Raw genomic sequence first — 21225 nt, 5'->3', positions numbered from 1 at the left:
CGGACCGGTCGCCGACTCGCACGGCCGCTTGCAGGTGAGCGCCGCGCGGGCTTCAGCGGTGTCGTGCGCCGCTGAAGAGGTCGTAGCGCGCCGCGTCCGACGGCTCCGCGCCGGCGAAATGGGCAACCACGCGCGAGCGGCCGGCGTTGGCGGCCCCCGCCCTGACCACGAAGCGCAGTGCCGTCAGGCACAGCGTCGTGCCGGGCGGCACGACGACCAGATCCGCGAGCAGAGCGCTCGACAGATTCTTTTGCGGGACCGACTCGTCGAAGATCGAGTACAGCTCGCACAGGCCGTCGCGCGGAGACGCCGCCGCCGTTCGCAGCGCCCACGCGGCCGCATTGCGCGGCAACACGAAGGCACATTGCGCGCCGGGATCGGCGAACCGTCGCGCGTGTCCGCGTTGCAACGCGGCGAGACCGGTTCGGGTGATGTGCGACACGCGGTACGACGTAACGGTGTAATCCGCCATGACCGCAAGTGCGTCGATAAACCCTTGCACGGCGGCGTCGGGCGGCAAGGCGTTGCGCAGCGCTTCATTGATGTGCCGATGGCCGCCGCCGATGAAATCGGTCATGGCCGGCTGACATTCCGTGTTGGCGCGTCGAACCAGCGTATCGAGCCGCAGGCGGTCGGCGGGCTCAAGCCCGCGAAGAGTATTCATTGTGTTCGGAAAGGAAAGGCGGGGTAGGCGCGAGGGGCGGCGTATCGCGACGCCGCCCCGGAGCCGGCCGCCAGCGGAAAAACGTGGCGGCCGGTTGGTTTTCAGAATGGCGTCAGGCGGTGCCGTTCCCCTGGCCGCCTTGCGCGCCCGCTCCGCCCAGCAACGCGCCCACCATGCCGAGCAGCGGCGGCGCCAGTTGCATCACGGTCGACAGGACCGACTTGAGGATGTTCATGATGCCGCCTGCCCCCGCCGCGCCGGCGCCGCCGCCCGCTCCGGTGCCTTGCAGCATCGACGCGCCGAAGTTCTGGTCGGGCATCGCAAAAGGCGGCCGCATGCGGCCGGCACCGCCGGCGCCGCCTGCACCGTCGACCCCGCCGTCGTTATCAGGCGGGAACATCGGCACGGTGCTGAATTTTGCGTTGAACTGCATGCCGGTTTGCTGCGGCATCGATGTATCGCCAAAATCGTACGGCATGTTGTTGCCGAAATTGTCGATCGTATTCGCCATAGTGAGAAAAATCCTTGATAAGAAATTAAACCGTTCAGTTGCGTTTCTTGCGTGAGCAATTGCGCGTGGTGATCGATTGTTGTCGTGTGTTCATGAGTGAATGGAATGGCGCGCTTGGTTCGGTGGACCTCCTTGGTGCTGAATTATGCTAAATGAATGATTATTTAGGCGCGATCGTCTTCATATCGATCGGATAGGTCTGCTGCAGTATTTGCGTGACGCAGATAATTCTGACGAATCCGGTGAAATTACAGATCGTTTCCTGCGTCATATCGATTTCAAGCGCCCATTTGGAAATCAGTTTTCCCACGGTCAGAGATTCCTGCCGCGCTATTTCTTCGATGATTCGCCAATAGATTTCCTCGAGTCGCAAGCAGGTTGCAAAACCGTTAATTCTGATCGAACGTAGCTTAGGTCTGGCAAGCCCGGGCGCGAAATTGCAAAACCTCATCATTCCCATACGAAGTTGCGTGTAGGAATCTGACGTGAGCCTGTTGAAATAAAATGACTGGCTCCAGAAAAATCACTAAAAAATAGCCGTGAACGCAATTCGCTGCGAGGTAGATTAAGTGGGTCGTTTTTCATGATCGGATTAATCGATTAGCGGGTTTGTCAATCCTCTCTCTCTGTGAACGAGGCGGGTCATACAGGGGTACGACGTGCCGATATTTTTATCTCTTTCGTATTTTCTGGATAAGCCGGCTTTATTTCAGGATAAGTCGGATCGTCGGATTCATCCGTGCACCTAATGGTGGTAATCAGGCGTAGTGGCTATTCGAGTCAAGGCATTTGGGCATTTCGCTCCAGTCCTACATGTGTATTACCCGGCATCGGCTTGTCGCCATTAAATTCTCTACAACGCTGTCAATGAACGTAGCCAGGGATTTTTAATGCTTATGATGTCGCGCAACTATTCGATTGTCCGGAAAGGCGACGGCCCACCGCCCTGGTTGCCGTATGCGGCCCGATCCGTCCCGCGTCACCTCGCGGGTGCGCTCGGGATGGCCTGGGTGCTGTTGCCGCTGGCATCGCTGGCACTGCCCGGGTCGACCCATGCCGCGACGCCCGCATGGCACGGCACGCCGATTCACTACGCGGTGAACGGCGCGCCGCTGCCCGACGTGCTGCGCGACGTGCTCGCCGTCGAGGGTTTGAACGCCGACATTGGCCGCGATGTGAAAGGGGCGGTCAACGCCCGCTTCGACGACACACCGGGCAACGTGTTCACGCAGTTGACCGAGGCCTACGGACTCGTCTGGTATTTCGACGGCAAGGCGATGCATGTGACGACCGCAGCGGACGTGCGCAGCCGGGTGATCCCGTTCGCGCCCATGACTCGGGAGGCGGTCGCCTCGCTGTTGCGCAATCTCGATCTCGACGACGCCCGTCTGCCGATCCGATATTCGGCGACGACCGTGAAGGTGGCCGGTCCGTCGCGCTTCGTCGAGGCCGTCGCGGAGGCGATCGACCAGGCGCAGCGGCAGACCACGGTCGCGCCGAATCCCGAAGACCCGGTGATCCGGATTTTCCCGCTGCACTACGCGCAAGCGCAGGACATTCGCTACACGGTCGGGTCGCAGGAACGGGTGATGCCGGGCGTCGCTTCGTTGCTGCGTCAGTTGATGGCGGATAACTGGCCGGGGAATGCCCCAGGGAATGCACCAAGCAACGCGCCGCGTCCGCGCGCCGACGACGCGCAGGCGGATGCCCGCGCGGCGGCGCGGACCGAAGCGCGCAATGCGCGCGGCGGCCCGCCGCCGCTGCCGAGCCTGCTCGGGCTCGGGATGGCGAGTGTGCCGGCGGGCGCCGCGGGCGCCGCCGCGCCGTTGCCCGAGCTCGAAGGAGGCGAGCCGCGCGCTGCGTCGCCCGCGCGCCGCAACATCGTGGCCGACGCGCGGACCAACGCGGTGATCATCAGCGACCTGGCGTCGACCATGCCGAACTACGAGCGGGCGATCGCCATGCTCGACCAACCGCAGGAACTGGTCGAGATCGACGCGGTGGTGATCGACGTGTCGTCGAACGCGGCGCGCTCGCTGGGCGTCGGTTGGGGCGGCGCGAATGGGCGCATCAACGGCGCTTCCGGAACGGCGAGCGCACCGCTCTCGTTCGACGCGGCCGCGCTGATGACGCCGGCCAGCGCGGCGGCCGGCCTGAATCTGGCGACACTGGTGGGGAACTCCGCGCAGTACCTGTTCGCCCAGCTCAACGCGCTGGAGAACACCGGCGAGGCGCGCGTGCAGTCACGTCCGCGCGTGCTGACGCTGAACAACACGGAAGCGGCGCTGACCTCGCGCAGTTCGGTGTACGTGCGGGTCGCGGGCAATCAGGCCGTCGATCTGTACAACATCGACACCGGCCTGACGCTCAAGGTGACGCCGAACATCGAAGCGAGCGGTGAGCCACGCCGCAATATCCGGCTGAACATCCAGATCGACGATGGCGCGTTCAACACGACGTCGTCGGTGGATGGGATTCCGCAGGTCGACAACCATTCGGTCGTCACGCAGGCGATCGTGCGCGACGGCGAGAGCCTGCTGATCGGCGGCTATCAGTACGAGCGCAGCGAGCGCAAGGCGTCGAAGGTGCCCGTGCTCGGTGACGTGCCTTACCTCGGTGCGCTGTTCCGCGATACCGCGACCACGCACGAGCGGCTCGAGCGGTTGATTCTGATTACGCCGCGTTTGAAGAGTAGCGCCGGCGCCGGTGCGCCGAATGTGACGCTGGCCGGTTCCAGCGCGATGAGTGGGGCGGCTAGTGTCGCGGCTATCGGCGCAGACGCGGCGACTCCGTTTGCCGTCGCGGCGCCGGCAACGGACGGCGTCGCCGCGTTACTCGCGATGGCGCCGCTCGCGCAACCGGTGCCTGTGCTACCCGCGCCGGCCGTGCAGCCCGTGCAGTCTTTCCCACCCGCGAGACCCGCGCAGCCTGTGCAATCCGCGTCGCCCGTGCAACCTGCGCAACCTGTTCCGTCTGCTCAGTTCCTGCCACCCACGCCGTCCGTCGACGCAGCTCTGCGCAAGCTCGCGCAGCCGTCCGCGCCGTCCGCTTCGCCGCCGTCCGCCGGCCTACCGCTCGCGCAAAAAATGCCATGGGAGACCCGCGATGACCGCTGACGCGCAGATCGTCGTAATGGACGGCGTGCATACCGGCGCGAGCATGGTGCTGTCCGCCGGGCAGCCGTTGCGAATCGGCAGCGGCGGCGACGCGGACCTGATCGTGATCGACGACGGCGTCGAACCCTTGCATGCCACCGTCGAGTTGCAGGGCGGCACGCTCTCGCTGGTGGCGCAGCACGACGGCGTGGCGGTTTTCGGCCGACGCCTGACACCGGGACGCCACGTGCGGATGCAACGCGGCGCGTGGTTTTCCGTGGCCGCCGTGACGTTCCGCTTCGCTGGCCGCGATACGCCGGGTCCGGCGCTTACGCGGAACGCCGAACGTGCGTATCTGCTGCGTCACGAGCCATTGGGCTATGTCGCGAAGCGCTGGTCCGACGCCGCGCCGGTGACGAAGGCGACGGCCTTCGGCGTACCGGTCGCGTTCGCGATGCTCGCGTGGCTCGGCTCGTCATCGCCGTCTGTCGAACCGCGTCTCACGCGTCACGAAGAAACCTTCCGGCTGGTGACGACGCACGTCGACGCGAAGACCGGCGCGCTGGTCTACGAGGGCTATGTGCAGTCCGCGACCGATCTCGCCGCGCTCACGGCGCACGCCTGGTCGCGGCAGCGGGCGCCGGTGATGCATGTGTTCGTGCTCGCGCAATTACAGGAGCAGGTCGGCGAATTTCTCGCGCGCTATTACCGCGGCGCCGAGGTGCGCGCCACCCAGCCCGGCGCGTTCAATGCGCGCTTGCCCGACGTTCACGGATTTCTGTCCCCGGATGCCTGGGATTACGCACGCGTGGCGCGTCTCGCGCGCGCCGAGATCAGTGGCCTGCGTGAGCTTGCTTTTCCCGGTCACGCGCAGCAGGGCGAACGGGTGCGCGTGCCGCTCGACGCGCTCGGCCTGAATCTGCTCACGAGCCGTCATGCGGCGTGGCTGACGGATGCGCAGGGCGTGCGCTACTTCGTCGGCGCGCGCTTGCCGATCGGGCGCGTTAGCCGACTCTCGGCCTGCGCCGCGGAGGTCACGCGCGACGACGACGGCTCGATCTATGAATTCTTTGTGGAGGCCGCTCATGCCCCCGAAAAATGCCGGTAAAAGCACGCTCGGAGCGTTCGGCGATCTGCCGATCGAAGACCAACTCGCCGAAGGCGGCGGTGCGGGCCGGACGATGATCGTCGGCCAGCTGACGGCGGAAATCGATCGTTTGACCGACGCCATGCCGAACGCGTCGCCGGCTCTCAGAAAGGAACTGATTCTTCTTGTCGAGTGTTTACGCGCCGCTCGACAGGTGGTGGAGCGAAGCGCGAGCTTCGTCAACGCGCGTAGTAAATAGTAAGGACTATAGATCATGCCGATGAGTGTGTATGCGCCCTTTGGTGCAGGGGCTGGCAATTTTGCTGCTGGCCAGGCCAATTCCGCCCTCGCGGGCAATCAAAGCCTCTCCACCGGCGGACTGCTCGGTTTGCTGGAGCGGATCCTGGAAAAGGAGAACAACAAGGTCAACAACACGTTGCAGAGCGCCGAGAACGCCGACAGCGCGATGCAACAGTTCGGCGGTCAGCAGACCAATGCCGCGCAAGGCAGCAATCAGGGAAACGTCGAGATGCTGCGGGCCCAGCAGGCGGTGGGCGAACTCAGCACCTTTAACTCCGCCGCGACGAACATGATGAACAGCGTCAACGATTCGCAGAAGGCGGTTGCGCAAAACACCCGATAACGCTTTCCAACCAGGACGGGGACGCCTTTACGGCGTCTTCGGCAATTCATGCAGATGCAGGAAGACAGCTTGGAACTGCTGATCTCGATCGGTCATCTTGCCCGCGTCTACCGCCGTTTCGACGACGCGCGCTATCTGTTCGAGCGGCTCGCGCTGATCTATCCACAGCGCGCTTTTCCGTACCTCGGGCTGGGGCTCGTCGAGGTCGATCGGGCGAACTATCGCGGCGCGGCACGGCTATTCGCGAGCGCGCTCGCGGTCGTGCCGGACAACGCGCTCGCGTGTGCGTGGCTCGGTACGACTCAGGTGCTCGACGGTCATTACGCACTGGGGGCCCGCACGTTGATGAAGGTGGTCGGCAGCGACGAGCCCAGCGCGAGTTCGATGGCGATGGCGTTTCTGAAGCTGCCGGAATGCGCGCCTTTTATCAACGCCAACGCCAACTCTGCACTCGCGGCCGGCGCGGCACCTCCCGCTCACGCCGCGGCGCCCCTTTCAACCATTGAACGACTGACTATTCGAGGCAGGTATTGATGTTGCAACTTCCGATCACAACGCTACCGGCGCCTGCCGGCGCATCGGTCCCGATGTCGCCCGCGGAGCCCGGCGCCGGCGGCCCCGGCGCGCTGATGGAGCGCCTGCTGGCGCATGCCCAGGACGCGCAGGACCTGTCCGTGCAGCAACTGTCGGTGGATCTCGGCCGGCTCGCTTCCGGCCGTGTCTCGACCGTCGACCTGCTGCGTTTGCAGGCCGACATGGGCGCATTCGCGGTGCGCGTGCAAATGACGGTGCGTGTCGCCGACCAGATCGGCAGCGCGATCCAGACGCTGTCGCAGCGAAGCTGATGCGCCGCGCCCTGATCGTGCTGCCGCTCCTGCTGCTCCTCGCCGGCTGCAAAACCTCGTTGTTCGAAGGCCTGGACGAGGACCAGGCGAACCACATCGTGGCGGCGTTGAGCCACCACGGCATCACCGGCTACAAGGAGCGCAACGCGGACAAGACGTGGAACGTCTCCGTCGACGACGACGACGCGGTGATCGCCACGGAACTGGCGAGCGCCTACGCGCTGCCGCGTGGCGGCCACGCGAATCTCGGCGACCTGTTCAGCCGCCAGGGGCTGATTTCGAGCCCCGAGGAGGATCGCGTGCGCTTCGTGTACGGGCTCTCGCAGGAGCTGTCCGAGACACTCGAAAAAGTGGACGGCGTTCTGCTCGCGCGTGTGCATATCGTGCTGCCGCAGAAGGACCCGATGGATCCCGCGCAGGACACGTTGCCGTCGGCGTCCGTGATGATGCGGTACCGCAGCGACTACAACCTCGACCTGTTGCGCGACCGGATTCGAGCGATCGTGGCGGGTAGTGTCGAAGGACTGACGCCCGCGCGCGTCTCGCTGACGCTGCTGCCGGTCACGCCGGTGCTGACGTTCCCCGGCAACTGCGGACAAGGCGCCGATGTTGCCAGCGCCGCGGGCGGCGTCACCACGACGGACTGCGTGCATGACGCCAGCAGCGGCCCGTCGCGCGCCACGGCGATGCTGGCCGTGCTGGCGCTGGTCGTGTCGCTGGCGGCCGGCTTCCTGTGGCTGTGGCGCTCGGGACGGCGCACGTGGTTCAGGCGCACGCCGCGCAGTGGGGCGAGCGCCACGCGGGCGGTTGAGTTACCGGGACGCGTGGGCAAGGGCGGACAAACGGGTGACCGCACCGCCCACCGCGACGGCGAGCGCACCGATGGCGATGACGGCGCCGCGCAAGACGACGCGGGCGGCGCGGGTGCCCCGTTTAGCGCTGGTGCCGCAGATGCCGCGAATGCCGCGCATGCCTCTGGTGCCGCTGGTGCCGCGAAAGCCGCAGATGCCGCGAATCCCGGCTCCGCCACCGGTAGCCAATCCCGATCCTCGGCCCGCCACGGAGACGACGCATGACTCTGCAGCCTGTCCGGCTATCCGCGCCGCGCCCCGCAGAGTCGCCGGGCGGCCCGCATTCGAGCACCGCCATCGAAGCCGGTTCCGCATCGCCCGGTCGATGCGTGCCGGCGTACTGGGCGCATCACAGCTGGCTCGAAGCGGCGCGTCCGGTCCGTAACGAGCGTAGCGCGCGTGCCGCCCACGCTTTCCTGTTCGACCGCTATCCGCAACTGGCCGAGGTGGCGCTTGCCGACGCGTCGTCCGTATTGCCCGTCTGGCCGCGGCCGGCGTGCGCGCGGTTGTGCCGGGTCGTCGCGGCGCTCGCGTTGGCGCGTTCGCTGCGGCGCGTGGTGGCCGCACAGGCGCATACGGCGTTCGCCGCCAGCGTCGCGCCGCGCCTGCTCAATGCAATCCAGCGGCACCCGCGCGCGCTCGTGGCCGATGTGAATGTCGAACCGGCCGCGTCGCCGTTCGATCGGCACGACATGACGGCGCTCGGGCTGGCGTTGGTGCAACGGGCGGACGTGGATTTACGCCACGCGTTCTGGTGGAGTTTGCGGCTGCCGCGCGAGGTCGCGCAGTCCGCGCAGCGCTATGGCGTGCGCGACCTGTCGGCGGCCGGTGCGGCCGCGCTGCTGGCCGACGCGAAACTTTTGATGGAGGTTCCACGATGCTGATCTGCCGGATGGGTGCCTGGCACATCGAATCGGATGGGCATGTGAGCGCGGATGAACTGGCGTCGCTCGACGGGCTGCGCGCCGTTGAAGCGCAGCGCGCCGCCGAAGCGGCACGCGAACGCGGTCGTCTCGGCGCGCAGGTGCGCGAACTGAAACGGCGCGCGTGGCGTCACGGTCACGCAGCCGGCAAGCTGGCCGCATTGCGCGATTACGCGGGACGCGACGCCGCGGCTGCGTTCGTCACGCAACGTCTCGAGGAGCGGCTCGCGCAGATCGTGTTGGGGGTGGTGAACGACATCGTCGGCGCGCTGCCGCCGTCGGCCGCGTTGACGCATCAATTGCGTCGTGCCGTCGCGGTGGCGCAATCGCAACGGCTCGTGTCGATACGCGTGGCGCCGGCCGTGTTCGCGGACACCGCGCGGCTGACCTCGACGCTTCAGCGCGAACTCGGCGCGCCGCTTTGCACCGTGCTCGCCGATGCGGGATTGCCCGCGCATTCGTGCGTGATCGAGACCGAGGCCGGTGTGATCGATGGGGGGTTGACGGTGCAATTGCGCACGCTCGAACGGGGTATTCGCGAGGGCGTTGCCGCGGTGTTGCGCAACTATGACCTCAACGACGGCGTCGGCCGGACGACGCTCGATACGATCGGGCAGGGCGTACGGGAGACCATGGCAATACTGGCCGCGCCGGTAGCGACACGGCCGACGCCCACGCCAACGCCCACGCCAACGCCCACGCCCACGCCAACGCCAACGCCAACGCCAACGCCAACGCCAACGCCAACGCCAACGCCAACCGACCCTCGGGCCCAAATCGTTCGCCGCGTCTTCACCCGGGAGGCCGCATGACTCTCTGGCCCGACCTGGAAACCCTCACGCTGGTCGACGCCGAGCGTCACAACCTCGCGCTGCGGCACTTTGGTACGCCGCGCATCGTGCGCGCAGGGAGGCGCGCCTTCACGCTCGAATTCGAGCCGTGCCGCGCGCGCTATCCGTTGCGCCTATCCGGTGTGGCGTCGCAAGTGCCGTTCAGCGCCGCCTGTGACGCCGGCGCGCTGCTGCCCGAACTCGCCGCGGAAGTCCCCGGCACGCTCGGCGCCGCCGCGTTGACGCATGTCGCCGATGCATTGAGCGACTGGCTCTGCGCGCTCGAAGGCCTGTTCGGTTTCACGATCGATCTCACCGGCGTCGGCTTCGACGCCGTTCCCGAAGCGGGCGCCTATGGCATCGCCGTCACGCAGATGGCGAGCGGCCGGACCGCGCATTTCTCGTTTCGCAGTCCGGCGGTCGATGCCTGGCTGCGTCTGCATATTCCCGCGCCGCCGCCGGTCGATGCGCTGCTGCGCCATCTGTTCGTGCGCCTGCCGATCTGCCTGCCCGGCCCATCGCTGTCATTGCCGCGCCTGCGCAAGCTCGCGGCCGGCGACGCGCTGCTGTTCGATCGTCACGCGTGTTTTCTGCGGGTGCCGTTGCGGCTCGGCGCGTGCCGGATTCTTTTGAAATTCACTGAGGAGCACACCTTGATAGACCAGGTTCTGAACGATGAAACGCCCGCCGTCGAAGTGACCAGCGAACTGCTGCCGATCGACTCCCTGACCTTCGCGTTCGACGCCGTGCTCGGCACGCTGTCGCTCTCGGTGGCGGAGCTGGCGCATTTGCGGCAGGGCTCGATCGTCGCGTTCCGGCTGCCCGCCCGCGAGCGAACCGTGACGTTGCTGTGCCAGGGCATTCCGTTCGCGCGCGGCGAGCTGATCGAGATCGAGGGCTCGCTCGGCGTGCGCGTGACCCGGCTGACCCAGGAGGACCGGCCGGCATGACCGCTCAATTCGACCAGTTGCAGACCATCGGCATGTTTTTCATGCTGGGTCTGCTGCCGCTGGCGGTCGTGATGACGACCTCGTTCACGAAGTTCAGCATCGTGCTGACATTGCTGCGCTCCGCGCTCGGTGTGCAGCAGGCGCCGAGCAACATGGCGATTTCGGGCATCGCGCTCGCGGCGACGCTGGTCGTGATGTCGCCGACCCTGTCGAAGATCGAGGCCGCGCTGCCGGGCGCGGACAGCGGCGAGTTCCAGTTGCCGCGTCCCGCCGAGTTGTTCGAGGCGGTGCGCGGTCCGCTCGGCGAATTCATGTTCGCGCATTCGCGGCCCGACGAACGCAAGTTTCTGGTGAGCGCGGTGAAGCGTATCGACCCGGCGCGCGACGCCCGCGAGACCGATCTCAGCCTGCTGATTCCGGCCTTCCTGATCGGCGAAATATCGAGCGGCTTCGAGGCGGGCTTTCTGCTCTATATCGCTTTTCTGGTGGTCGATCTGGTGGTCGCCAACGTGCTCACCGCGATGGGCATGGTGATGCTGTCGCCGAGCACGGTGTCGATTCCGTTGAAGCTGTTCATCTTCGTGTCGGTGTCCGGTATCTCGAAGCTGATGCATGCGTTGATCGTGGGTTACGTCAAATGAACGGGCTTCCGTCTCTCGCCACGTTGTCCAGCGACGCGCTGATGCTGGTGTTCTGGCTGTCGCTGCCCGCGCTCGCGGTGGCGACCATCGTCGGTCTGTTGATCGGGCTGTTGCAGTCGGTCACGCAGATCCAGGATCAGAGCCTGCCTTACGGCGCGAAGATCATCTGCGTCGGCGTGGTGCTGATCATGACCACGCCGTGGGCCAGCCGCGAAATGGCGCGTTTTTTCGCGCATGTATTCACCTTCATCGCGGCGGGGCGTCTGCATTGAACCCGGACTACATGAGCTATTTCGCGGGTTACGCGTTCTGCACGATCCGGCCCGCCGTCGCGCTGTTCCTGATTCCGTTCGGGCAGAGCGGCTCGCTGGGCGTTCGGCTGCGCGTGCCGATGCTGCTCGCGTTGGCGATGCTGCCGCAGCAGGTCGGCTGGCCGGCCGAGCCATGGCCGGCCTTGTGTGTCGAAGCGGCGACCGGTGCGGTGCTCGGCCTGTTGCTCGGCACGATCTTTCATGCGGCGGCCGCGGCCGGCGCGGTGCTCGATCAGCAGGGCGGCTATTCGAGCGCGGCCATCTACGATCCGCACTTTCAGCAGGAGGCGGCGCTATTCGAAACGCTGTTCTCGCAATTCGCCGCGCTGGCCATGTTCACGGGCCCCGGCCTGCCGCTGCTGTTCGGCTTCTTCACCGACGCCTGGGTGCTGTGGCCGCCGGGCCGCTGGCGCGTCGACCTGGTCGAGATGTTCCGCCAGGTCGCGCTGCGCGACACGACGGCTTCATTAGCCGGCTCGTTCGCCGAAGGTTTGCGGCTCGCGAGTCCGTTGCTCGGTCTCGTGCTGCTGATCGACGTCGCGTTCGGCCTGATGACGCGCCACGCCAAACGGCTCAATCCGTTCGCGACCGCGCGCACCGTCAAGGCCATGATCCTCTCGTTCGCCGCGATGCTCAGCGTGCCCGCGCTGTTCGCGCAGTTGCAGATCGTGTTCACGCATCTGATTCATTGGCGGTATGTGCCATGAGCGACAAGAGCGAAGCGCCGACCGCCAAACGGCTGCGCCGCGCGCGTGACGACGGCGAGACCGCGAAGAGCACGCATCTGAGCATCGCGTTCAGCGGCCTGTGCTGGTGGCTGTATCTGTTCATCGAAGCCCCGCATCTCTACGCGCGGGGCACGCAGCTGATCGCGGCGATAACGACGCTCGACGCAAGCCTGCCGTTCGACGACCGGTTCGCCCGAACCCTCGCGCTGTTGACCGCGTTCCTGCCGCAGGTGCTGAGCACGCTCGGCGTCGGCGTGCTGGCCGCCGTGGTGCCGGAACTGATCCAGACCCGTGGGCTTATCGCCATGAAGCGCGTGAAGCCCGATCTGAAGCGGCTGAATCCGCTCAACGGCCTCAAGCAGATGTTCAGCCTGCGCCTCGTGTGGGACACGGCGCTCACGCTGCTGCAATTCACGGTCCTGCTGTTTCTGTTCGGGCAGGCGCTGGTCGCGTGGTTGCGGCAACTCGCGCCGATTTATGGGTTCGCCTTGCCGGCGTTGCTCGGATTCACGGCGACGTCGCACTCGCATCTGCTCGCATGGATGGCCGCGTCGCAGATCGCACCGGCCCTCGCCGACTATTTCATCCAGCGTTTTTTGTGGCTGCGCAATATGCGCATGGACAAGAACGAAATCAAACGCGAATTCCGCGACGACGAAGGCGATCCGCACGTCAAGGGCCGTCGCCGTCAGCTACACCGGGAGCTCAATCAATAACATGCCGAACCGTTCCATCCTCAGCCGCTACGATCTGTCGGCGTTCTTCGCGCGGCACGCCGATCTTGCCGTCGCCATCGGTCTGTTGGCCGTGCTCGCATTGCTGATCGTGCCGGTGCCGCCGTTCGTGCTCGATCTGTTCATCTGCCTGAGTTTCGCCTCCAGCCTGACGATGCTGAGCACCACGCTGTATGTGTCGAAAGCCGCGGACCTCGCGAGTTTTCCGTCGCTGCTGCTGATTACCACGCTGCTGCGGCTTGCGCTGGCGATTGCGTCGACCAAGATGATTTTGCTGCATGCGCATGCCGGCCAGATCATCGGCGCGTTCGGCGAGCTGGTGGTGGGTGGCAACGTGGCCGTTGGGCTGGTGGTGTTCATCGTGCTCGCGGCGATCCAGTTCATCGTGGTCGCGAAAGGCGCGGACCGGGTCGCCGAGGTCGGCGCGCGCTTCACGCTCGACGGTATTCCCGGCCGGCAGATGAGTATCGACGCCGATCTGCGCTCCAACGTGATCTCGCCCGCGCAGGCGAGCCGGGCGCGCGCGGAGCTGCAGCGCGAAACGTACTTCTACGGCTCGCTCGACGGCGCGATGAAGTTCGTCAAGGGCGACGCGGTGGCGGGGCTGGTCGTCGCGCTGGTGAACATTGTCGGCGGCCTCGCGATCGGCATCGCGCAGCGTGGCATGTCGTTCGCCGACGCGCTGCATACCTACACCATTCTCACGGTCGGCGATGGCCTGGTGGCGCAGATTCCGTCGTTGATCGTGTCGGTGTCGGCGGGCATTCTGGTCACGCGCGTGGCCTCGGCCGACAGTGCGGACGCCCATCTTGGCGGCGATATCTACCGGCAACTGACGGTGCATCCGAAAGCAATCGGCATGGCCGGCGCGGCCTGTTGCGCGTTGGCCGCGATTCCGGGTTTCCCGCATCTGCAGTTTCTGCTGGCGGGCGGACTGCTGGTGGTGCTGGCCATCACGTTGATGCGCAACGCCGCGGCCGCGACCAATTCGCAACGCGCGCTGATGCCGGGCATGACTCGCGACGGTGGCAACTACGTGCCGCGCATTCTCGACGACGTCGAACTGGGCACGAGCGCGACCTTGCGCTTACGGCTCGGCCAGCAGGCATTCGACGCCTTGCGGCCCGAAGCGCTGAACCGGCAGCTCGGGCAGTTGCGGCGGCACCTGATGGTCGAACTGGGCGTGCCGTTCCCGGGTCTCGCGCTGCTGCGCGATGCGCGGCTTGCGCCGGAGCGCTACATCGTCGATGTCGAGGACGTGCCGTTCGCGAGCGGCACGCTGGTCGCCGCGCACACGCTATTGAGCGGCGATGAAAGCCGCATGTCGTTCGAAGGCACGGAAGGCTACCGGCCGCGCGCCGAGAAATCGGTGTGGGTGCCGAGCGCGCAGGCGGCCTCGGTCGATGATCCGGCGATCCGTAAAGCGAGCGTCGACGAAGCGCTCTGCGAGCATCTCGGCGAGGTGTGCGAGCGATCGGCGGCCGATTTCCTCGGTATTCAGGAAACCCGCTTTCTGCTCGATCAACTCGGCATCGAATTCCGCGAGCTGGTGGCGCAGGCGGGCCAGGCCACCAGCACGGTGCAACTGGCCGGCGTGCTGCGGCAACTGCTGCAGCAGCGTGTGCCGATTCGCAATCTGCGGGCGATTCTGGAAGCGGTGGTGCGCGTGCCGGCGGGGGAACGCACGCTCGACCGGATGGTGCGCGAGGCGCGCATCCAGTTGGGGCGGCAGATTGCGCGCAATTTCGCCGACCTCGAATCGTGGACGATCTTCGCGGCGGTGCTGGAGCCCGGCTGGGAGGCCAGTCTCGAAGCGCAGATCCGTAGCGGGCCCGACGGCGAACCGCTCTGCGTACTGCCTGCGGAAGAGATGCAACGCGCGCAGCAGGTGTTGGGCGCGGACCTGTCCGGGATCGGGCTGATCGTCACGAATGCGGTGCTGCGCCCGCATCTCGCGCAGCTGTTGCGAGACTTCGGCTGGCGCATCGACGTGCTGGCGATCGAGGAGATTCCGTTCGACATTTACCGGATCCAGACCATCGCGACGCTGGGCGCGCCATGACGGAGCGCGCGCTGAAGTGGTCGGAACAGGGCTGGTCCACGTTTGCGTCCGCGCCCGAGTTGCGCGGCCGGGTGGTCGAAGCGCGCGGCGTGATCGCGCGGGTGGTGGGCGTGTCGTTGCGGATCGGCGAGAAGGTCCGGCTGGTGCGACCGGATACGCTCGAGGCGCAGTACGGCGAAGTCGTCGGTTTCGCGCACGACGGCGCCCTGGTGATGCCGCTGGCGGGACTCGCCGGGCTGTCGGATATCACCGAAGTGCAGGGTTGCGGGGCGGTGTGGGACAGCGTCGACGCGGTGGGTCTGCTCGGGCGCGTGGTGGATGGTCTCGGCAATCCGCTCGACGGCGGACCGTTGCCGCCGCAGCGGGACCTCGTACGGGGTGCGCGGGGTGCGCCGGGTTCGGCCGAGTCGGCTGGCGGCGAGGTCACGCTCAATCCGCTGGAGCGTCCGGTCATCACGACGCCGTTTGCCACCGGCGTGCGCGCGATCGACGGCCTGTTGACCTGCGGCCTCGGTCAGCGCACGGGCATCTTCGCACCGGCCGGGGGCGGCAAGAGCACGATCATGGGGATGATTGCGAACGGCGCATCGACCGATGCGATCGTGGTCGCGTTGATCGGCGAGCGGGGCCGCGAGGTGGGCGAGTTCATTCACGATCACCTCGACCGCCGGCGCGCGTCGACGGTCGTGATCGCGGCGACGTCCGACCGTCCCGCAGCGGAGCGGATCAAGGCGGCGGAGCTCGCGTCGCAGGTCGCGGTCGGCTTGCGCGCGAGCGGTCGCAACGTGCTGCTGTTATTCGACTCGCTGACGCGCTACGCGCGCGCGTTGCGGGAACTGGGTCTCGCGGTCGGCGAACCGCCGCTGCGGGGCGGCTTTCCGCCGAGCGTGTTCGCGCGTTTGCCGAAACTGATCGAAACCGCCGGCGTGACCGCGCAAGGCAGCATCACCGGTTTCTACACCGTGCTCGCCGATGAGGCCGATCTGTCGGATCCGGTCGCGGAAGAAGCACGCTCGCTGCTGGACGGCCATATCCAGTTGTCGTCGAAATTGGGGGCGTCCGGCCACTATCCGGCCATCGATATCTTGCGCAGCCGCAGCCGTTTGATGAATCGCGTGGCCGACAAGGCGCAACTCGCCGACGCCAACGGGGTGCGCGACTGGCTCGCGCGTTATGAAGAGATCGAGATGTTGTTGCAGATCGGCGAATACGAGCGCGGGCATGACGCCGATACGGACCTCGCCATCGAGCGGCGTCCGGCGATCCAGCAATTTTTGCGTCAGCCGTACGACCGCAGCAGTGAATGGGACGAGACGCGTGCGTTGCTGCATGCGTTGCGCGCCGGCGGGCGGGCGGCGTAATGCGCGACGCGGTGCGGGAAGCGGCGCTCTGGCGGCTTCTGGTCAGGGTGCGCGGCTTGCGGGTGCGGCGCAGGTTGCGTGCGCTGGCCGACGCCCGGCGCCAGGAACGGCACGCGGCGGAGGCGGTCGCCGCGCAGCTGGCCGCGCTGGAGCGGCATGCGGAGCAGCGGCAACGGGTGCTGGCATCGTGCCGGCGTGACGAGCGCGTTGGCGCGCAGTGGCATGCGACGCTGCGCGCGCACGATGCGCGCAGGCCCGCATTGCAGCGGCAATGGAGCGAGGCGCGCGACGCGCACGCGGCGGCGCGCGATGAAGCGGCGCACGCGTTGAGAGCATGGCAGGTGGAGCGAGGCCGGCATGACGATGCCAGGGAGCGTTTGCGGGTGATCGGCGCGCGCCTCGCGGTGGGTGACGGAGACGGCACTTAAGCAGCACGGACAGCCGGTACGGCAGGCGCTTTACCGGCAGCCGGCCGCGGCAAATCGCCGGACGCCGCGAACCCGTGGTCGACGTGATCGCGGCGTCCATCGAGGACGACACCTTGCGCCTGTCGGCCCCGTTGCGTGCGGTTGGCTTAGGCGGCTTTCCTGAAGTCGTCGGCGCTCGGTTGCTTGCCGGTGGTCGGATCGATGAAGCCGCTGCCGTTGCGTGCCGCCACGATGGTGTAGCCGTCCGGCGTGGCGGCGTCGAGCGCGCGGCCGTTGTTGCTCTTCTGCACGCTCAGCGCCTTCGAATCCTGCTGGCTCAGGCCCGAGACCTGATAGGCCTGATTACCCTTGGTGATCGTGACCTGATCCGCGAACGTGACCGACGGATTGTTTTTGGCCGCCTGGGTGCCCACGCTGATCTTGGTGTTGTCCGGCAACATGAACGTCATCGGGCCGTTGAACATCGCCGAGGTTTTGTTGGCGCTGTTGGCATGCTGTTCGATATGCGGGTCACCGTAGATGTTCGTCGTATCGCCGGTCTTTTTGTTGGTCAGGAGCATCGACGAATTGGCCTTGCTGAAGTCGAGCTTGTAGTCGCCCAGATCGATGCTGGTCTTGTTGTTGGCGACCGGCGTGTTGGTCCATTGCGTCTGATCGGTTCTGCTGCGCTCGTTGCAGCCGCAGGACGAACCTCGCGACGTGCCGTTGCCGCCGCGCGAGTAGTCGCCATAGCGGTCGTGGCCGCCCTGAGGCGCATTGCGGCCGCAGCCTGCCGGCGACGGTTGGCCGATCGGTCCGCGACTGATCGTGGTTGTCTTCGTGAAATAGGACGAAGTCTGGCCATTCACCGTGGTCTGGCCGTGCACCGCGTACGAGGTCTTCGAGAAACCGTTCGCCATGTTCGACATGGGGGACGACTGAGCGCGCCCGCTATCGAACGGCGAGGTTCGCGAAGGCTGCGACCACGCGTCGCCGTACGGCGTGTTGGTGCGCGTCTGAATCGGGTTGAAATGAAGCTGCGCTTGCATCGTTGTTTGCATAGTGTGATTCCTGAGCATAAAAAAACCGGCTTGCGTTTGCGAGCCGGAACCGCGTCGCCGACCGTGCTGGAGTGGCGCCGCTTGGGAAATAGTAGGGAGTTTGCCGAGGCGTTCGGGCGTACTTATATATCGCTGCGCGAGAAATATCCGCGGTCGTTATTGATTCGGATCGCTGACTGAAAGAGAGGGGCGGCATTCATAAATACGACCTGGCGAGTGTGTCGATCCGTTGCAATGGAGCGGCGACTCTCCACCTGGGAGAGTTTCGATGAAGCCGATGTCAACCGCTTAAATAGACAGGGAGCACTGAGATGAACGTCCAGCCAACCGGTAGTACTCGACCGAACGATCCGCTGCAGACAGGCGCAGCCGAAGGCAACGTGCAGGGTGGACGGCCACGCTCGGCGCCGGCGATATTCGATGGCTCGGACGTGGGCGGTGCGCGCCATGACGACGCGAGCGCGAGCGTGCACGGCGCGCTCGGGACCGCGGGAGGCGAACGGCAACAGGCCCGCCAGCCGCCTGAGCTAAACAGCCCGTTGCTCCGCGCGGCGCTGACGCAACCCAATCAACCGGCGGATCCAGCGTCATGGATCCCGCTGCCTCGCCAGCGCTCCGGTTCTCCGCAACCCGGCACGTCTACCGGCGCGGAAGGCCACCAAAGCGGCGGCCGGCCTGCCGCCCTCTCCTCGGCGCGCGCCAGGAGAGTCGCCGCCCGCATCGTCAGGCAATTGGAGGCAGGCTGGGACGCCCCTCGGATTGCGGCCGAATTGCAACTACCGCACGCAATCGTGCGGCGAATGGCATCGTCGTACCTGCAAAGAAGAGTTGCAGCGGTCGACGAGCAGATTCGCGTCGAGCTTGCACGTCTTGCGTCGAGAGCCGGTGCGGCGCCAGCGGCGGAGCCCGACGTTCGAGGAGAGGCGATCCGTCTGTTGCAGGCCGGGGTCGGCCGGGATGACATAGCGCGCAGCCTGCATCTGACGGAACGCCAGGTGGCGGAAATACACGGCCAGCTTCTCGACGATGAATTCGCGGAGATCGACATGGAGGCTTTCAAACAGATGGTCGGCGACGAGACCGGGTTCGTCTCCGATTAGTCGGGAGTTGGCACGCGGGTTAACACGGATCTTCCGTTCAGCGTGCGTCGGCGCCTCGGGTATAACCCTGGTGCCGGTCGCGCGTATATGCGTTGCCCAGGCGCTACCCAGGCGCTACGCGGTGCGCGCGATGACATTGCCCGAGCGCATCAGCTAACATGACAATCCCAATACCTCTCGACGAGGCACCGCGCGACACTCCGATGTAAGTGACAGGTAAGTTGCGCCGTTTATCCTGGCAGCATACTGTCGACCGCTCGCGCGCCGGCACAGGTTTCAGGTTTGATTTTCACCAAGGGGTTGTCGATGTCTGCGATTGAATCGGTTCTTCAGGAACGCCGCGTTTTCCCGCCCTCCGCTGAAGCAGCGGCCGGCGCCGCGATCTCCGGCATGGACGCGTACCGGGCGCTCGCCGCCGAAGCGGAACGCGATTACGAAGGTTTCTGGGGGCGTCTCGCCCGCGAGACGCTCAGCTGGAATACGCCCTTCACCAAGGTGCTCGACGAATCGAATGCGCCGTTCTACACGTGGTTCGAAGACGGCCAACTGAACGCGTCGTACAACAGCCTCGACCGTCATGTCGAAGCCGGCAACGGCGAGCGCGTCGCGATCGCTTTCGAGGCCGACGACGGCACCGTCACCAACGTGACGTATCAGGATCTGCTGCAACGCGTGTCGCGCTTCGCGAATGCGTTGAAGACGCGCGGCGTGAAGAAGGGCGATCGCGTGGTGATCTACATGCCTATGTCGATCGAAGGCATCGTCGCGATGCAGGCTTGCGCGCGGATCGGCGCGACGCATTCGGTGGTGTTCGGCGGCTTCTCGTCGAAGTCGCTCAACGAACGCCTCGTGGACGTGGGCGCGGTCGCGCTCATCACTTCTGACGAACAGATGCGCGGCGGTAAAGCGCTGCCGCTGAAGAATATCGCCGACGAAGCGCTCGCCATGGGCGGCTGCGAGGCGGTCACGAGCGTGATCGTCTATCGGCGCACCGGCGGCAAGGTCGCCTGGCACGAAGGCCGCGATCTGTGGATGCACGAGCTCGCGCAAGCCGAGTCGGACCAATGCCCGCCCGAGTGGGTCGGCGCCGAGCATCCGCTGTTCATTCTTTATACGTCCGGTTCCACCGGCAAGCCGAAGGGCGTGCAGCACAGCACCGGCGGCTATCTGTTGTGGGCCGCGCAAACCCTGAAGTGGACCTTCGACTGGAAGCCCACCGACGTGTTCTGGTGTACCGCCGACATCGGCTGGATCACGGGCCATAGCTACATCACGTACGGTCCGTTGACGCTCGGCGGCACCCAGGTCGTGTTCGAAGGCGTGCCGACCTATCCGAACGCCGGCCGCTTCTGGGACATGATCGCGAAGCACAAGGTGTCGCTGTTCTACACGGCGCCCACGGCGATCCGCTCGCTGATCAAGTCCGCCGAGGCCGACCAGAAAGTGCATCCGAAGAGCTACGACCTGTCGTCGCTGCGCATTATCGGCACGGTCGGCGAGCCGATCAATCCGGAAGCCTGGGTGTGGTACCACGAGAATGTCGGCGGCGGCCGTTGCCCGATCGTCGACACGTGGTGGCAGACCGAGACCGGCGGCCACATGATCACGCCGCTGCCGGGCGCCACGCCGCTGGTGCCCGGTTCGTGCACGCTGCCGCTGCCGGGCATCATGGCCGCGGTGGTCGACGAAACCGGCCAGGACGTGCCGAACGGGCAGGGCGGGATTCTGGTGGTGAAGCGTCCGTGGCCTTCCATGCTGCGTAACGTGTGGGGCGATCCGGATCGTTACAGGAAGAGCTACTTCCCCGAGGAACTCGGCGGCAAGCTGTATCTCGCCGGCGACGGCGCGGTGCGCGACAAGGACACCGGCTACTTCACGATCATGGGCCGTATCGACGACGTGCTGAACGTGTCGGGTCACCGGCTCGGCACGATGGAAATCGAGTCGGCGCTGGTATCGAATCCGCTCGTTGCCGAAGCCGCGGTGGTGGGTCGGCCCGACGCGACGACCGGTGAGGCCGTGTGCGCGTTCGTCGTGCTCAAGCGCGCGCGTCCCGATGGCGAGGAGGCGGTGAAGCTCGCCAACGAATTGCGTGCGTGGGTTGCGAAGGAGATCGGTCCGATCGCGAAACCGAAGGACATCCGCTTCGGCGAGAACCTGCCGAAGACGCGCTCGGGCAAGATCATGCGTCGCCTGCTGCGTTCGCTGGCGAAGGGTGAAGAGATCACCCAGGACGTGTCGACGTTGGAAAACCCGGCGATTCTCGATCAGCTCGGCGAATCGCTGTGAGTTAGGGCGCGGCTGGTCGGCCGTGCATCTCGCGATGCGCGGCGGACCGGATGACACAGCCTCTCTCCGTCGCTCTCTCGAATCACGTCGTAAGAAGCCGCCGCGCGGACAATCCCAATTGCCTGCCCGGTG

23 protein-coding genes are annotated in these 21225 nt (G+C 66.0%); 19 read left to right on the top strand and 4 right to left on the bottom strand.

All coding sequences use genetic code 11. The features are described from left to right. Window positions 1–52 precede the first annotated feature (52 nt). The 3 genes from BX591_RS28865 to BX591_RS28855 all read right to left on the bottom strand — a co-directional run bounded on the left by BX591_RS28865 (window position 53) and on the right by BX591_RS28855 (window position 1626). Window positions 53–664 (bottom strand): hypothetical protein, encoded by a 612-nt coding sequence (locus BX591_RS28865; protein WP_146749823.1) that lies wholly within the window; start codon window positions 662–664, stop codon window positions 53–55. Between the two features lie 112 nt (window positions 665–776). Next, complete coding sequence (locus BX591_RS28860; RefSeq protein WP_111934728.1) at window positions 777–1175, bottom strand: hypothetical protein; 399 nt, start codon at window positions 1173–1175, stop codon at window positions 777–779. Between the two features lie 160 nt (window positions 1176–1335). Then, complete coding sequence (locus BX591_RS28855; protein ID WP_244147155.1) at window positions 1336–1626, bottom strand: ribbon-helix-helix domain-containing protein; 291 nt, start codon at window positions 1624–1626, stop codon at window positions 1336–1338. A gap of 439 nt (window positions 1627–2065) precedes the next feature. Between BX591_RS28855 and sctC the strand changes: the two genes are divergently transcribed. The 17 genes from sctC to BX591_RS28770 all read left to right on the top strand — a co-directional run bounded on the left by sctC (window position 2066) and on the right by BX591_RS28770 (window position 16664). Then, entirely contained in the window at window positions 2066–4291 is a 2226-nt protein-coding gene (gene sctC / locus BX591_RS28850; protein WP_111934726.1) for a type III secretion system outer membrane ring subunit SctC, read from the top strand. Next, complete coding sequence (locus BX591_RS28845; RefSeq protein ID WP_111934725.1) at window positions 4281–5378, top strand: FHA domain-containing protein; 1098 nt, start codon at window positions 4281–4283, stop codon at window positions 5376–5378. Before sctC ends, BX591_RS28845 begins: the two co-directional genes overlap by 11 nt. Beyond that, window positions 5356–5616 (top strand): hypothetical protein, encoded by a 261-nt coding sequence (locus tag BX591_RS28840; RefSeq protein WP_111934724.1) that lies wholly within the window; start codon window positions 5356–5358, stop codon window positions 5614–5616. Before BX591_RS28845 ends, BX591_RS28840 begins: the two co-directional genes overlap by 23 nt. Window positions 5617–5631: 15 nt before the next feature. Then, window positions 5632–6000 carry a hypothetical protein gene (locus BX591_RS28835; protein ID WP_111934723.1) on the top strand — a complete coding sequence of 123 codons (369 nt, stop codon included), beginning with the start codon at window positions 5632–5634 and terminating at the stop codon, window positions 5998–6000. A 69-nt stretch (window positions 6001–6069) separates the two neighbouring features. Further along, window positions 6070–6534 (top strand): tetratricopeptide repeat protein, encoded by a 465-nt coding sequence (locus tag BX591_RS28830; RefSeq protein WP_244147153.1) that lies wholly within the window; start codon window positions 6070–6072, stop codon window positions 6532–6534. Further along, the gene (locus BX591_RS28825; RefSeq protein WP_111934722.1) at window positions 6534–6845 is read left to right on the top strand and encodes an acyl carrier protein; all 312 of its coding nucleotides are present in this window, start codon (window positions 6534–6536) and stop codon (window positions 6843–6845) included. Before BX591_RS28830 ends, BX591_RS28825 begins: the two co-directional genes overlap by 1 nt. Further along, on the top strand, window positions 6845–7921 hold the full coding sequence (sctJ, locus tag BX591_RS28820; protein WP_244147152.1) for a type III secretion system inner membrane ring lipoprotein SctJ: 1077 nt from the start codon (window positions 6845–6847) through the stop codon (window positions 7919–7921). The genes BX591_RS28825 and sctJ overlap by 1 nt, the downstream gene beginning before the upstream one ends. After that, window positions 7918–8580, top strand: a complete 663-nt coding sequence (locus BX591_RS28815; protein ID WP_244147151.1) for a hypothetical protein — start codon at window positions 7918–7920, stop codon at window positions 8578–8580. The genes sctJ and BX591_RS28815 overlap by 4 nt, the downstream gene beginning before the upstream one ends. Next, complete coding sequence (locus BX591_RS28810) at window positions 8574–9431, top strand: FliH/SctL family protein (RefSeq protein ID WP_208644754.1); 858 nt, start codon at window positions 8574–8576, stop codon at window positions 9429–9431. The genes BX591_RS28815 and BX591_RS28810 overlap by 7 nt, the downstream gene beginning before the upstream one ends. Further along, a complete protein-coding gene (locus tag BX591_RS28805) occupies window positions 9428–10399 on the top strand; it encodes a FliM/FliN family flagellar motor switch protein (protein ID WP_111934721.1) in 972 nt (323 codons plus the stop codon). The genes BX591_RS28810 and BX591_RS28805 overlap by 4 nt, the downstream gene beginning before the upstream one ends. Then, window positions 10396–11040 carry an EscR/YscR/HrcR family type III secretion system export apparatus protein gene (locus BX591_RS28800; protein ID WP_111934720.1) on the top strand — a complete coding sequence of 215 codons (645 nt, stop codon included), beginning with the start codon at window positions 10396–10398 and terminating at the stop codon, window positions 11038–11040. Before BX591_RS28805 ends, BX591_RS28800 begins: the two co-directional genes overlap by 4 nt. Next, window positions 11037–11312 (top strand): type III secretion system export apparatus subunit SctS, encoded by a 276-nt coding sequence (gene sctS, locus BX591_RS28795; protein WP_111934719.1) that lies wholly within the window; start codon window positions 11037–11039, stop codon window positions 11310–11312. The genes BX591_RS28800 and sctS overlap by 4 nt, the downstream gene beginning before the upstream one ends. Next, the gene (locus tag BX591_RS28790) at window positions 11309–12058 is read left to right on the top strand and encodes an EscT/YscT/HrcT family type III secretion system export apparatus protein (RefSeq protein ID WP_244147150.1); all 750 of its coding nucleotides are present in this window, start codon (window positions 11309–11311) and stop codon (window positions 12056–12058) included. The genes sctS and BX591_RS28790 overlap by 4 nt, the downstream gene beginning before the upstream one ends. Further along, entirely contained in the window at window positions 12055–12795 is a 741-nt protein-coding gene (locus BX591_RS28785; protein WP_111934717.1) for an EscU/YscU/HrcU family type III secretion system export apparatus switch protein, read from the top strand. Before BX591_RS28790 ends, BX591_RS28785 begins: the two co-directional genes overlap by 4 nt. Window position 12796: 1 nt before the next feature. Next, window positions 12797–14875, top strand: a complete 2079-nt coding sequence (locus BX591_RS28780) for a flagellar biosynthesis protein FlhA (protein WP_111934716.1) — start codon at window positions 12797–12799, stop codon at window positions 14873–14875. Then, window positions 14872–16236, top strand: a complete 1365-nt coding sequence (locus tag BX591_RS28775) for a FliI/YscN family ATPase (RefSeq protein WP_111934715.1) — start codon at window positions 14872–14874, stop codon at window positions 16234–16236. The genes BX591_RS28780 and BX591_RS28775 overlap by 4 nt, the downstream gene beginning before the upstream one ends. After that, complete coding sequence (locus BX591_RS28770; protein WP_111934714.1) at window positions 16236–16664, top strand: hypothetical protein; 429 nt, start codon at window positions 16236–16238, stop codon at window positions 16662–16664. Before BX591_RS28775 ends, BX591_RS28770 begins: the two co-directional genes overlap by 1 nt. A gap of 146 nt (window positions 16665–16810) precedes the next feature. Here the strand turns inward: BX591_RS28770 and BX591_RS28765 are convergent, their stop codons facing one another. Next, complete coding sequence (locus BX591_RS28765) at window positions 16811–17704, bottom strand: DUF1521 domain-containing protein (RefSeq protein ID WP_167444638.1); 894 nt, start codon at window positions 17702–17704, stop codon at window positions 16811–16813. 311 nt (window positions 17705–18015) lie between these two features. Between BX591_RS28765 and BX591_RS28760 the strand changes: the two genes are divergently transcribed. Together BX591_RS28760 and acs are read left to right on the top strand one after the other, a co-directional pair. Then, on the top strand, window positions 18016–18804 hold the full coding sequence (locus BX591_RS28760; RefSeq protein WP_111934712.1) for a hypothetical protein: 789 nt from the start codon (window positions 18016–18018) through the stop codon (window positions 18802–18804). A 306-nt stretch (window positions 18805–19110) separates the two neighbouring features. Then, window positions 19111–21093 (top strand): acetate--CoA ligase, encoded by a 1983-nt coding sequence (acs, locus tag BX591_RS28755; protein WP_111934761.1) that lies wholly within the window; start codon window positions 19111–19113, stop codon window positions 21091–21093. Window positions 21094–21225: the final 132 nt, after the last annotated feature.

Source organism: Paraburkholderia bryophila, assembly GCF_003269035.1.
Lineage (GTDB): Bacteria > Pseudomonadota > Gammaproteobacteria > Burkholderiales > Burkholderiaceae > Paraburkholderia > Paraburkholderia bryophila.
The sequence above is the reverse complement of the archived record's forward strand: the minus strand, read 5'-3'. Positions and strand labels throughout refer to the sequence as shown.